The sequence below is a fragment of the Pseudomonadota bacterium genome, assembly GCA_008501635.1.
In the GTDB taxonomy this organism is placed as follows: Bacteria; Pseudomonadota; Gammaproteobacteria; order QQUJ01; family QQUJ01; genus QQUJ01.
Map to the genome: position 1 here is coordinate 59,045 of QQUJ01000004.1, position 13,364 is coordinate 72,408.

General features: G+C 59.3%; 8 protein-coding genes. 3 read left to right on the forward strand and 5 right to left on the reverse strand.

The features are described from left to right. Window positions 1-176: 176 nt before the first annotated feature. Entirely contained in the window at window positions 177-1,061 is an 885-nt protein-coding gene (locus tag DWQ09_00950; protein ID KAA3630351.1) for an ATP phosphoribosyltransferase, read from the forward strand. A 112-nt stretch (window positions 1,062-1,173) separates the two neighbouring features. Here the strand turns inward: DWQ09_00950 and DWQ09_00955 are convergent, their stop codons facing one another. From DWQ09_00955 to DWQ09_00965, 3 genes are all read right to left on the reverse strand, one after another. Beyond that, a complete protein-coding gene (locus tag DWQ09_00955) occupies window positions 1,174-2,259 on the reverse strand; it encodes an ABC transporter ATP-binding protein (protein ID KAA3630352.1) in 1,086 nt (361 codons plus the stop codon). Window positions 2,260-2,268: 9 nt separating this feature from the next. Beyond that, window positions 2,269-3,990, reverse strand: a complete 1,722-nt coding sequence (locus tag DWQ09_00960) for an iron ABC transporter permease (GenBank protein ID KAA3630353.1) — start codon at window positions 3,988-3,990, stop codon at window positions 2,269-2,271. Between the two features lie 74 nt (window positions 3,991-4,064). Beyond that, on the reverse strand, window positions 4,065-5,417 hold the full coding sequence (locus DWQ09_00965) for an extracellular solute-binding protein (GenBank protein ID KAA3630354.1): 1,353 nt from the start codon (window positions 5,415-5,417) through the stop codon (window positions 4,065-4,067). A gap of 673 nt (window positions 5,418-6,090) precedes the next feature. Here DWQ09_00965 and DWQ09_00970 point away from each other — a divergent pair. Both DWQ09_00970 and DWQ09_00975 read left to right on the forward strand, forming a co-directional pair. Next, entirely contained in the window at window positions 6,091-6,507 is a 417-nt protein-coding gene (locus DWQ09_00970; protein ID KAA3630355.1) for a hypothetical protein, read from the forward strand. Further along, window positions 6,504-7,079: a hypothetical protein gene (locus tag DWQ09_00975; protein KAA3630356.1), complete on the forward strand. Its 576-nt coding sequence runs from the start codon at window positions 6,504-6,506 to the stop codon at window positions 7,077-7,079. Before DWQ09_00970 ends, DWQ09_00975 begins: the two co-directional genes overlap by 4 nt. A gap of 362 nt (window positions 7,080-7,441) precedes the next feature. Here DWQ09_00975 and DWQ09_00980 read toward each other — a convergent pair whose 3' ends face one another. Together DWQ09_00980 and DWQ09_00985 are read right to left on the reverse strand one after the other, a co-directional pair. Next, window positions 7,442-11,251, reverse strand: a complete 3,810-nt coding sequence (locus DWQ09_00980; protein ID KAA3630357.1) for a hypothetical protein — start codon at window positions 11,249-11,251, stop codon at window positions 7,442-7,444. 633 nt (window positions 11,252-11,884) lie between these two features. Continuing rightward, window positions 11,885-13,030 carry a LuxR family transcriptional regulator gene (locus tag DWQ09_00985; protein KAA3630358.1) on the reverse strand — a complete coding sequence of 382 codons (1,146 nt, stop codon included), beginning with the start codon at window positions 13,028-13,030 and terminating at the stop codon, window positions 11,885-11,887. Window positions 13,031-13,364 lie beyond the last annotated feature (334 nt).

A 13,364-nucleotide genomic window follows, 5' to 3' on the forward strand; every position in this document is an offset into this window, starting at 1 on the left:
ACGCGAAGCGTGCAAAGAAATATCCAAGAAACAAACTGGTTCGATAACTGTAGCTGAAAACATTGCTCGTCACGGCGACTAGACACCATTCAGTAGCTTACATTCAACGAATTCATTGAGCTCCTTTGCGAACTTAGCGTTCTTCGCAACTTCGCACGAGACCAAGAGGTTTCAACATGACAGACGACACCAACACCCTGCGCATCGGCATCCCCAAGGGCAGTCTGCAGGAGACCACCAGAAAACTCTTCGACCTGGCCGGCTTCAATCTCAACATCTCGGGCCGCTCCTACTACCCGAGCATCGACGATAGGGAGATCCAGTGCATCCTGATCCGCCCGCAGGAGATGGCGCGCTACGTGGAACAGGGCGTGCTCGATTGCGCCATAACCGGTCTGGACTGGATCGTCGAGACCGGCGCTGACGTTGAGGAACTCGCCGACCTGCAGGCCCCCTGGCCCAACTACGGCGTGGTGCGCTGGGTGTTGGCGGTCAAGGAGAACGCCGAGTTCAAGAGCGTGAAGGATCTGGAGGGCAAACGCATCGCCACCGAGGCGGTGGGGCTCACCAACTTTTTTCTCAAGGAGCACGGCGTCAACGCCCACGTGGAATTTTCCTGGGGCGCCACCGAGGTGAAGCCGCCGATCCTCGCCGACGCCATCGTCGACATCTCCGAAACCGGCTCCAGCCTGCGCGCCAACAGCCTGCGTGTCATGCATGTGGTTCAGGAGAGCACACCGCGTTTCATCGCCAATCGCGACGCGCTCGAACACGGCTGGAAGAAGGACAAGATGGATCGGATGCTGATGCTGCTCAAGGGCGCCATCGCCGCCTCGACCCGCGTCATGCTGGCGATGAATGTGCCGCGTGACAATATTCAGCGGGTGCTCGAGATTCTGCCCTCGCTGGGCACGCCCACCATCTCGACACTGGCCGATGAGTCGTGGGTCGACATCAGCGCGGTCATCGAAGAGAAATTCGTGCGCGACATGATTCCCCGGCTTTCCGCCGCCGGAGCGCGCGGTATCATCGAGTTGCCGTTGAACAAGATCATCGACTGACCGACGCCAACTCATTGCACTGAAAAGGTGGTAAATCCGAACAGCCGGAAGCTGAGTCAGGCGTGGTCTTTATCCGGTTTTTTGAAAGCGACCCGCTGTAAGTGGCAAAGGATCAGGCAGCCAATATCCGTACCTGCGCGACATTCAGATCCATGGCAATGACATCGTCGATCTGAAAGCTGCGACCGCCGATTTCGTGACCGTCATCGACCAGGATAGCCTTACCCTCCTGCTCGACCAGATAACGGATTATGTTTCCCAGGAATTCGCGGTGAACGATACGACCATTGAGCCGCACATGCCCGACCTGGCAAGGCTCATGGTTCTCAACGATACGCAGATTCTGGGGCCTGAACATGGCTGTTGCCTGGCCGGGGCTTTTGGCTTCGGTGTCCAGCGGAATCCTCACATCGCCCGCTGCATAGAACACGCCCCGTGCTCCCTCTCTGCGCACTTCTCCGTCCAGCAGGTTGGCAGTACCGAGAAAACTGGCAACGAAACGGTTATCGGGATGATCGTAGAGGGCCACGGGTGTCCCGACCTGCTGCAACACGCCATCGTTGAGAACCGCCATGCGATCGGCAATGGTATTGGCCTCTTCCTGATCATGAGTAACGAAGATGGTGGTAATACCCAATCGCTGTTGCAACTCGCGTATGTCGCGACGCATCTGGATGCGCAGATTGGCATCTAGATTGGAAAGAGGCTCGTCGAGCAACAGGACACGCGGTTCGATCACGATGGTCCGCGCCAGAGCAACACGCTGCTGCTGTCCTCCGGAAAGTTGTGCCGGGCGGCGTGTCGCGAATTCACCCAGCCCAACCACCTCCAAAGCAGCGTCGACACGTTTTCTGATCTCCCCGCGAGACAGTCTTCGCTCTTCCAGGCCGAAAGCGACGTTCTTGGCCACCGTCATGTGCGGCCAGAGCGCGTAATTCTGAAACACCATCCCCACGTTGCGCTTCCAGGGCGGTAGCTGCGTGACATCCTCACCGCCAATCAGGACCTGTCCTGTCGGCGCCGGCCCGAACCCTGCGATCAGACGCAGAAGAGTGGATTTACCTGAACCCGAAGGCCCAAGGAAGGCGAAAAATTCGCCAGGCACAATCTCCAGATCGATGTCGCGCAGGATCTGGTTGTCGCCAAAAGCCAGACCCACTTTGTGTAGTTGAATACTGACGCTGCTGGTATCAATCATTGCTGTTGCTCATCCCACCATGGGTTCGATTTCGGCGACCACGCGCGTAGTGGTTTGCATTCTCCGGCTACGCTCGATGATGCGATGGGACAGATAAGTGCCGACTCCAACAATCACCACCGCGATGATGCCCAGCGCCGCCCCAGGCCCGCGCCCCGCCGCCGATTGCATGAAGACATAAATACCATAGGCAAGCGGTGCATCCGACTGCTGTGATACCAGCATCAGTGTTGCCGACAACTCGACCGCCGCCGTGGCAAAGCTGGTGACAAATCCGGCAAGAATACCGCCCGACATCAGCGGTACGACGATCCGCCACACAACGCGTGATTTGGTGGCACCCAGATTTTCCGCCGCCTCCTCCAGCGTGACGCTGACCTGTTGCAGAGCGGCTACGCAAGCGCGCAGGGCATAGGGCAAACGCCGGATCGAAAGCGCAATCACCAGAATGATCCACCACGACGCCAGCGGCTGACCGCTCCAGGGAACCTCCCAGCCAAGAAACGTACGCAAATAGCCGATACCCAACACCACGCCGGGAACGGCCAGGGCCGCGGTCGCAGCGTAGTCGAGCCATTTTCGACCCGGCAATCCGGTGCGCCATACGATGTAGGCAATCGCGGTACCGATGACGACGTCGATACTCGCTGCGATACCGGCGTACAACAAGGTATTGGTGATGTATTGGGACGAGGTTTCGAAGACGCGCAGATAGTGCTCGATCGTGTAGGCATCGGGCAGCACCGCATACGACCATACCGTACCGAAGGACAAGATCAGCAACCCAAGATGGGGCGCCAACACGAAAGCCAGAATCACCAAAATCAGCGCATAGGCCCCGGCCTTTTCCCACGGGCGCAGATCGCGCTTCAACAATCCGCCACCGCCCTTCTGCACGGAAGCGTAGTCGCGGCCGCGAAAAGCCAGGAACGATACCCACAATGAAAATATCGAAAACAGCACCAGGATGACAGAAATCACATACCCCATGGGATCGGTGATGCCGATCGACGAGATGCGCAGATAGGCCTGCGGCGCCAGCATCTTGTTGACGTTGAGCAGCAAGGGCGTACCGAGATCGTCGAACACCTTGAGAAACACCAGCGCGGCGCCGGCGACATAGCCGGGTAGTGCCAACGGAAACACGATGCGCCGAAACAGACGCAACCCGCTGGAACCGAGGTTCTGCCCCGCCTCTTCCAGCGAGCGATCGATATTTGCCAGACTCGCGGACAGGTTGGTAAGTATGAACGGAAAGTAGTGGATGCTCTCCACCAGTATCACACCGTTCAGTCCCTCCATGAACGGTACGTTGATACCGAAGTATTCATCCAACAACAAGTTGACGCTGCCGTTGCTGCCAAACAGCAACTGCATCGCAACCGCTCCGACGAAGGGCGGCATGATCAGCGGTATCACGCCTAGCGTCTGAATCAGCAGTGACCCGCCGAAATTGAAGCGCGTCGTGAAATACGCCAACGGGAGCGCGATAGCCGTTGCCAGAGCTACGGACATACTGGCAACGTAGAGCGAATTCCAGAATGACTCGACGAACAGCGAGGTGCGGAAAAAATCCTGAAAGTTGACGAGCGTGAAAGCACCCGTATGCGGATCCTGGAAAGCGACCAGGATCACCTTCAGTACAGGGACGATCAAAAACGCAATCAGAAATATGGCAAGGGCCAGCCCGACTCCGGCCGGCCCCCATGGCGTGCGATGCGAAAAAAACATGGTCTAGGTGATTATCCTGGCACATGACGCGAAGGCGGAGCAGTCACCTGCTCCGCCTTCGCAGTCAATCGGTATCAGCGTGCCATGCTCGCTGCTTGTTTGGCCAGCTGCTCCGCCTTGGTATAGTTCTCACGCGCAAACGCGTCCCAACGCTGCTCGACTTCCGCTTGACGCTCGGGAACCGTGTCGGTTGATTTCTTGCGTTTCTTTTGGAAAATCGCGACGAAATTCGGATTGCTGGCTTCGCTTTCGCTGACCGGAATCGCGCCTAGATGTTGCCGCGCCTGATCAAGCAGCTTCTGCCCCTCTTTGTTGGGCTTCTTCGCCAGCGCTGCAGTCGCTTCGTGAATCGCCCCGGTCGCCGCGCGTAATTCGTCCATACGGAAGGTGATAAGCTGATCGAACAGCGAGTTGACCAGATTGTAGCGGCCCTCCGAAAGGTCGGAATCGAACTTGACCGCGGCCCCGATCGATTTGTCCTTGAAAGGATTCGGCAGACCCTCCGGTGCCTTGGCATAAATCGCCGGCTTGACCGGCAGACGCTGGATCTTCTTGTCGAACAAAATCTCCTGGCCCTCGTCGGAGAGCAGATAGTCGATAAACGCCGCTGCGGCATTGGGATGGGGTGCGTTCTTGATGATTCCGACGTTGGCCGGGACCAGTGCGGTTATCGTCGGATAGACAAAATCGACCGGGAATCCCGAGGCCCTGGATGAGAAACCGAAGAAGTCGATCACGATACCGATGCCGAACTCACCGCTGTTGACACCGTCCGGCACGCCGAAGCTGCGCTCGGTAACCGTACTGAAGTTTCCGCCCATCTCCTTCATCGAGGCCCAACCCTTATCCCAGCCTTCACCCTGCAGCAGGGCCTCGACAGTAAGATGGGTGGTGCCGGAACGTGAAGGCGCCGACATGCCCACGTGACCGAAGTAGATGGGCTTCTTGAGATCATCCCACTCTTTGGGGACAGGTAACTTTTTGGCCTTCAGATAACGCGTGTTGTACATGATCCCGTAACCGGATGCCGCAAAGCCGAAGAAATGGCCATCGGGATCGTTGATGGGAAAAGAGCCGATCATATCCGGAATGCCTTCGGACTTCGGCTGATACTTCTGCAGCAGACCTCTACCCTTGAGCACGCCAAAGGCATCGGGGGCGGATACCCAGAACAGATCCGAGGTATTGTTTGCCGCCGTCTCCTGGATGTACTTGACGCCGGCGGAGGTCTTTTTGTTCAGCACTTCCACCTTGACCTGCGGGTATTTGCTTTCGAATGCCGCCTGGAAGGGGCCGGTCAGATCCTCCGGAAACGAGGTGACGATAACCAGTTTGTCTTCCAATGCAGCCGTCCCGGAGAGCGGAACGAGCAGCAGGCAGGCCAGCAGGGTACGTAGTGTTCGATGCGCGAATCGGTGGGGGTGCATATTATTGACTCCTCGTTCGGGTCGTAATGCGGTTAGGGAGATAGCGAATTGTTATGGGGAATGCCTTGATAAAGTATGCAGCCAATCCCCATTAATGCAATATTGAAATTATTCCCGATAGACTGGATACGGATGAGATCCGACCCTCAGACGCCCCGCTGCACTTTTTCAGATATCGAATCCAATCCACTCCTCCTCACCCGTGTCACACGGGACGCTTCGATCACCATGCGCACGGCGTTGGCGAAGAGTATCGGGGGCAGATCACGGTTTTCTCACCGTGAAATCCACTTCTGACCTAGCCCTATCATTCGGGATTTGAATTCATCTGACACTGGCGGTCGGATGCAATATTAGAACCTATCCAAAGCCAAACAGATCCCGGTTGCTTCTTCAAATTGTAAAAACATTCGCCCCTGGCGATTCTCGTGTTCTTCGCGGCGTTGCGCGAAACCGCATCACCCGACCAACCACGGTTAAAGCGACCCGCCTCGATTTCACCCTCACCGCTCATCGTAAAAGGAAGACTTACCTGGAGTGACTCTCGCCGGGTTCCCGATTATTGAGTTCATAGGGGGATTTCTGACCGTTGAGGGACGGGCCAGGGGGCGATGGACAACAATCGTAGCATTCTGCTACATTTGCTCGTGTTAGAGTTGAAAGGAGAATTGCCATGGCTAAAGCTGCCTCCCCTGTGCGCCTGCAGGAGGAACTGATGCAGGCCGCCACCATTGCCGGATCTCGACTGCACCGCAGCGCCGCCGAGCAGGTGGAATACTGGGCGGATCTGGGCCGTCAGATCTCACGATTTGTTGATCCCGATGCCTTGCTTGGGGTCGCGGCGGGCCTGGCCCGGTTGAAAGTGGAACCTGCGGTTGGCCAGCCTGTCGATCCCGACGCGGTCTTTGCCGCCGTTGAAGCGGATCGTCACTCAGGCGCGTTGGCCGAACGGTTTACGAGCGGCAAGACACGCTACGTCATGTCCAATGCGCAACCCGGCTATCTGGAGCGGATTGACGAGCAGGGCGTGCGTACGATCGGGCAATTCAAGAACGGCGAGTTTATTCCTTTTGACGGAGAGGCCGCTTGAGTGACAAGAAGCAGCTCTGGATCCTGGTCGGTGGTAATGGCGCGGGGAAGAGCACCTTCTACGAGCACTACCTCAAGCCGCTGGGGCTCCCGTTTGTCAACGCCGATGTCATCGCCAGGAATGCCTATCCCGACGCCCCTGAAGCGCATAGTTATGAAGCGGCCAGGCTTGCGGAGGGGTTTCGGCATGAGCTTTTGCTGAACGGTTCAAGTTTCTGCTTCGAAACCGTCTACTCGCATCCTTCAAAAGTGGACTTCATCGCACAAGCCAAGGCGCTGGGCTATGAGGTGATCATGGTGATGATCCACGTCCAGAGCGCACTCGTGAATCAGGCGCGTATCGCGATTCGGGTTTCCGAGGGTGGCCACGCCGTACCCGATAAGAAGGTGAAAGAACGCATCCCCCGGATGCTCAAACTTGTTAAAGCCTCAATCCCCCTCTGCGACCAAGTGCGGGTCTACGACAACACTTCAGATGAAGAACCTTTTGTGCCAGTGATGTACGTCAAAGAGGGCATTGTTGAGCGACACCAGAATCCATTGCCCGACTGGGCTTTATCGTTGGTTTCCTGACACAAACCTAGAGGATCCCATCTCTATCCATAGATTGAATGGCAACAATTTTGGGCGGCACTGGGCGGAAGCGGGTCCGTTTAAACGGTTCACTGTAAATCGCGCACGAGACGGAAGAATGTGCGTTATCGCGACACTGCCGTATTCCGCACGAGCTATCGCGGACTCTCCATCAATACTGTGTGCAGACCTCCTGGAAGAATTCCGCGAAGACTCTTTACGACCCAAAGCGGTGTTTGGTACCGACAGAATGAGCCCTTCCCATTTCTCGAAACTCGCGAATACGGTGCTCGACTTGGGGTGTTCGACTCCAAAATATGAATCTGTCGCCTTTTTCGATCCTTATCGGGATGTCCGAAATATCAGGGGTGCCTCACACTGCCCCCAATGATCGCGAATGACAATAGCGGCCGCAAGCGCCGACGAAAAACAAGCAGTGCGATCAACAGCAACAGCATAACGCCAGCCGCAACCGGATACGCGATCGCGAGCACTACCGGAGCGAGTACGCCGCGAACCAGCGCGCGCGCCCAGTCACGCGCCGCGATCCAGTCGGCGAGCGGCGGCGAGACGCGGTAGTACCAGTCCACGAAGGATTGACCCGGTGCATTCGTGAGCAGCCAGCGGTCGCGGAACTGGCGCAGCGTGGCGACATGAGGGTCGAGCCAGGAGCCATAAGCTGCCGTGGCGATAAAACACAGGCCATCAGTCCCGAAGACGACATCACCCGTGCCGTCACCACCACCAGGAAACGGAATGACAACCTGAATCGCGGGCGAGAAAGCCACGTTGTTGCCTTCCTCGGGGTCGAACGTAGCGTGAACGATCTCGACTCGCATTGTCTCGAGACCAACCGGGCCAGACAGGGCTCGAAACACACGGCTCTCGGTCAGCTGCCCCCCCGGCGGTACGGGCGAATCGAGAGGTACGTCGTACACTGTTCCATGTTCGCACACTGGACGATACGGACTACCTACTGCTGTCCCGTCGCGCTCCCAGCGATGAACGAAACAGAAGCCGCTGGTGATCCGCAATACAACAGGCCCGGTAGCTGCATCGGGACCGTCGTTGCGGACGATCACCTCAAGGCGGCGCTGTGCATTCCGGTTAACGGACGATGAGTCGCAACTGGCGTGCGGGTCCGACGCGTTGCAGTTCTGCATGAGCGGAATTGTGGCCGAGGGCGTGTTGTTCTCGCGTAGTATTCGCACGTCGTCAGGGCTGATGCTCAGGTCCGCGGCTTGGACGCCGACAACCATCGTTACCTGATCGTCGTTGTTGAGGTTGTTCGAATCGAAGCGATTGGGGTCTGTGAGCAGCACGGCCGCGGTCGTCGTGACTACCGTGCCCAACGCCACCGCTGCGTCCACCGTAGCGCTGAAGGCAAGCCTTGCGGTGGCAGTCGCGGCGAGCGGGCCGGGCAACCAGGTGATTATTCGTGACGCTGCATCGAACGATACCGACCCCTGCATCGGCTGCAGGGTGTTCGTTGCCAGGACGAGCTCGGCCGGTACGGCGATCGTCACTTCGTTCTCCGCGGCGTCGGCGGGGCCGAGATTGAGCGCGATGACGGAGAATTCGGCCACACCACCGGGCTGAGGGTTCGGCGTCGAGGCCGAGATACCAATGCCAAGGTTGGCGTTCGGTGGCGCGCTGCCCGAGACTGCGATCACCGTCGGCGCGAGGGTGCTGGTTAGAACCCGGACCTCGCCCGTCACTGCGACGCGAGTAGCACCGGGCTCGAACCGAATGGTGATCTCGCACTGCGCACCGCCGATCAGGTTCACACCGCAGGAGTTCGCGGCTTCGTACAGGCTGGGACCACTCGATACCGCGAGCGCCGGCTGCTCATCGAACGAAACTGTCAGGAAGCCCGTGTTGCGCAGCGTGATTACGGCTGAATTGAAGGTATTGAACTCCACCGCGCCGAAGTCGATGAGCTGATCGTCCGGAGCCCCAACAGAGTCCGTGACGAACAGGCTCACGTCGTCTTCCGTGATCTGCACGGTTGCGGTACTGCGGCTGGGATCGATGAGCCCCGCGCTGCTTGCAGTGGGCAAGAGCCTGACACCGAACTCCCGGTCTGCACCGGGCTGGCTGTTATCGCGGATCGCGATGATGATCGTCGCAGTTCGCTCGTCGCTGGTGAAGCTGACGATACCCGTGTTGGCGACGTAGTCGACACCGGCCCGTGCGCTCATATCGAAGGTCTCGAACTGCACCTCCGTTACACCCACGATGTCCGCTGCACGCGTAAGGGCGAGTTGAATGGCCACGTCTCTCTCGCTAACCGTGTAGGCCACCGGGTTGAAGCCGATGGCGGCACGTTGGCCAGAGTCGCCGTCATCTTCGATGTTCACGGCTACGCTGAGCATATTCTCTGTGCCGTCACCGAGCACAGCGCGGCCGGTGACGTCGAAGAGCTGCACGAGGAAGGTTTCTGGCGTAGCGCCCTCGAACAGGCTGTCGTTGACAATTGGAATTGCGATCTCGGCAAACGTTTCACCGTCGGCGAAAGTCAGCACGCCCGAGACCGGCGTGAAATCCAGTCCTGCGTTCGCCGTATCGGCCACCGTGCGATAGGCGACGGTTACAGTACCTTCGGTACCGCCCCCGCGCACGACTCCGACTCGGAGCGTGCCTGCATCTTCGCGCACGGTGTACGACGGTGCAGCGAAATCGATCGTGTCGGGTCCGCTGAGCGGCGGCAGGTCGCCGCCCTCGAGGCGCAGCAACACAAACGAGTCGAACGGTTGGGAGGGGTCGTCGCGTCTGGCTCGAGTCGCCGCAAGCACGATTCGGCCGTCCGGCTGGATCTCCATTCCGGCACAGGACTGGAAGCGGTCCTGGGTACTCGCGGGCGGATTGCTCGGAAAGATCGTAGCGTATTCGACCTCGTCAAAGATGTCGTTGCGCGTGAAGCTCGTATCAAAGTCGGTGAGATCGGGTCGCAGCGCGATCAGGCCGAGAGCGCCGGAGACAGCACCTCCCACGCCCAGGAGCACGATGCGCCCATTTGCTTGCACACGGACGGCGCAGTTGGCATCGACCGGGATGAAGCCGTCGCCTGGCCCGGAGAACGTATACAGATCGTCGAACGCGGTATCGAGAAGGCCGATCTGCATGAGTCGAGCCACGAACAGTGGGTAGGTGCCGCCCGAGGTTCCGAAGACTTCCTGTCCAAGGAATACCAGCCGCCCCTGCGGGTCGCGTGTGGTGTCCAGGAGCCAGTGCTGGCCACCGCTGCGCCGGACGATGGTAATCCCATCGGAATTTCCGCCGAAACCAGGTACGGGGGCACCCGCAGAATCGAACAGTCCGAATGCCAGATCGCGTCGAAAGCCTTCGGCGCGCAGCCCCATGACGAGCACGCCGCTGTCGGACTGGGCTTCGATCCGGAAGGCCGGCGGCACGAGCAGCGGCGAGGAGACAGTCCTTTGGCCGGCGGGACCCCAGCTGGTGTCTGCAGCCCCATCGGCATGCAGCCGCCACATTGTGATGCCTGGGGCGGAGGTGAAGGACGGTGAGACCGCCACGAAAATGCGCCCGTCCGGCGTCACGTCGAGGGCACGCACGGACCGCGGCGCAAGCTCCAGCACGCGGACGATCCCGTCGGTGCCGAACCCGGGGTCGAGGTTGCCGATACGCGCACCGGACAGCGGTACGCGCACTACCAGCGTGTAGGTGCGGTAGGCCAGGTTGTCGAATGTGTCGAGGCTCACTCCCACCAGAATCCCGGGAATACCATTGCGTTCGTGATAGGCGGCTGCAGGCCGGTTCAGGCGGACGGCCTCGATCGCCTCGCCCGGTCGATCGCTGATCCAGGACAGCGGGTTCTCGACGATGACGCCGGAACCATCCACTGAGGCGCTGTAATCGGGCTGGAGTGACGGCTGGTATACGGCGACGACGACGTTTACCTGCAGCGGATCTATCCGGCTTGGCGCCAGACCGACGACAGCGTAGCGGCCGTCGGGCAAGGCTACGAGGGATGTGGCCTGGAGATCCATTCCGGGAACGATGGTCTCCGCGAACGTCTCGACGTCGGTAGGCCTGGTGTACCCCGGTTGGGCGAGGAGCAGCGACGTAATGAGAGTTGCCAACGCACCGAAAAGGCGCAGATAAAATGCACGCCCAAATATCGTCGCTCGTCTGCTTGGCTTCATTGTCATGCCTGGCCCTCCAAGGTTGGCTCCAGTTCCTGCCGTCGTCCAAAAACAATCCCGGATGTGGCGTAGCGCGGGCCCTAAGGCGCGACGCACCAGCCTTCGCAGGTCCTCACATACAGGGCGGAACCGCGCTGCGGGTTGGTCTCATTTGCAGACCTTTCAATCACCGCGACGTAAGGCCTTGCATCAGGTCCAACGGTGACGTGGAAGTGGCCGATGTTGGCCCCGGCATCATGCGGGGACGAATCCGATGGTAGATTGCGTACCCGGCGCTGCGTCCACGCGCATCGCACCACTGATCCGCCACGTACTTCCACCGCCTCGACGCCGGCCGGCAGGGCGACCGCCGCCAACCGTCGAGCACCATGGGCCCGGAGTCGCACGCAATCCGCGTGCGCTATAGCTATTGATTGGCCCGAGAATCGCGGTCATCTGGCATCCCCTACTATCTTTTTATCCGGAGCCCGACAGCTAGACGTCTTGTAGACCTCCTGCCAAGCTTAGGCACAGCACCGCGTACGGCGCCTCATACGATCGTAGGATGACCGTCAAATCGGGGGGGTGCAGGGTCGCGGCGCGCGCCGACCGCGGCGCAGCTCGGGAGATGGTTGCGTCAGAGTAGGGCGCTGCCGCGGGTTAGGTATCCGGTTGCGGAAGTACTCCGCAGGACCCCAGCAGGCTGATCAACGCCATCTGACTTCTCAGTCCGGTCTTGTCGAAAACGTGTTGCAGATGGGTACGAACTGTCGTTGGCGAAATGCCGAGTTCGGCAGCGACTGCAGGCACGCCGCCGAGACGTGCGGTCGCCAGGGCTACGCTGACCTCCCTGTCGGTGAGCGAAAAAGCGTCCCGCAACAAATCGGCAGCCGCGCTTCCGCGCTCGCTGGGATCGGCAACAAACAGCAGCACATCGTTTGGTGAACCAGGCAGATCCAGGATGCACCGCTGCTCACTGCCTGGAAACACCATCGCCAAGAGCGGTAGCCGGGCGATGCCGCGTCGAATGGGGATTGCGGTAGCCTGTCGGCCGCCGTGGCTCAGATTGGCGGCAGCCGCTATGCGATGCGCCAACACCGCGCCATCATCCTGGTACCGCGCCGTAAGCCGGCAACCCAGACTGACGAGACCGTCGCCTTCTGCAAGCAGCCGCCGCGCCCGCGCGTTCGAATAGCGGATCATCGCCGCGCCATTCAGCACGAACAGGGCGCAGCGATGATGTTCCAGCGCCGCTTCGGTAGTCTCCAGCTGCGATCGCAGCGTGTCGAGCCGACGCATCATCTCCACCGCGTTGCCCATGTGTTTGGCCAGTTCGTGATGACAACGCAGCACGTCGGGCTTGGCACTGTGGCCGGGGTCCGTATGCATCATCGGCAGACCGATCGTGAAACGGCCATCGCGCCGCAGGAGCACAAACGATTGAGCCACAATGCCCTGCGGCGCAAGGATTGCGTCATAGAATGCCGTGCGGCGCAATGCGCGCGCGTCGACGAAGGGTTCCGATGACACCGCCTGGCCCAGACCGCCATGCACTCGCATGGCGTCGGTCCACAGGTTGAGTCCGTAGCGTTCCTCGAACAGTTCCAGCAAACAAGGGTCGAGCCCGGCGGTCGCCGGGGCATGTCCCTGGCCGTTCACCATATCGAAAATACCGAGCATGCCGCCCATGGCTCCGATAGCCGCCGCGATTTCGCCGACCGCTGTCGGCAGGCGCCGTGGATCAAGGACAGCATCGTAGATGGATTCGATGGCGCGTCGGCGCAGTGCGGTAGTCGTCCCGGACATAAATACCCTCGCTCAAGGGGAGCCAGAAACCACCAAAAAAACAGTATAACAACCGGCATCGCCTGTAAATACAGACTTACCACAGCTCTCTTTGGGGTGTTTTCAACCTAGGGAACGTCTGAATAAGTGATGCAAACCAGCACGGCCGATTCAATATGTTTGTGTTTTTCATCATAAGGAGCGTTTGCAGGCAGTATTCGGCTCAACATGGGCCGTTTTCTAGCCGTTTTGTGCGCCGTTGCGGTTTATCAGGCGCACCAATCCTATGTCGGGCATCGCAATCGTCGCCGCGCCAGGTACAGATTGGTCAATGCACTCAGTACAAACAAGGCAT

What these genes read in the sequence shown, in the direction of transcription:
- DWQ09_00950 (KAA3630351.1), top strand. Translation starts at nt 177, where the DNA reads ATGACAGACGACACCAACACCCTGCGCATCGGCATCCCCAAGGGCAGT.
- DWQ09_00955 (KAA3630352.1), bottom strand. Translation starts at nt 2,259, where the DNA reads ATGATTGATACCAGCAGCGTCAGTATTCAACTACACAAAGTGGGTCTG.
- DWQ09_00960 (KAA3630353.1), bottom strand. Translation starts at nt 3,990, where the DNA reads ATGTTTTTTTCGCATCGCACGCCATGGGGGCCGGCCGGAGTCGGGCTG.
- DWQ09_00965 (KAA3630354.1), bottom strand. Translation starts at nt 5,417, where the DNA reads ATGCACCCCCACCGATTCGCGCATCGAACACTACGTACCCTGCTGGCC.
- DWQ09_00970 (KAA3630355.1), top strand. Translation starts at nt 6,091, where the DNA reads ATGGCTAAAGCTGCCTCCCCTGTGCGCCTGCAGGAGGAACTGATGCAG.
- DWQ09_00980 (KAA3630357.1), bottom strand. Translation starts at nt 11,251, where the DNA reads ATGACAATGAAGCCAAGCAGACGAGCGACGATATTTGGGCGTGCATTT.
- DWQ09_00985 (KAA3630358.1), bottom strand. Translation starts at nt 13,030, where the DNA reads ATGTCCGGGACGACTACCGCACTGCGCCGACGCGCCATCGAATCCATC.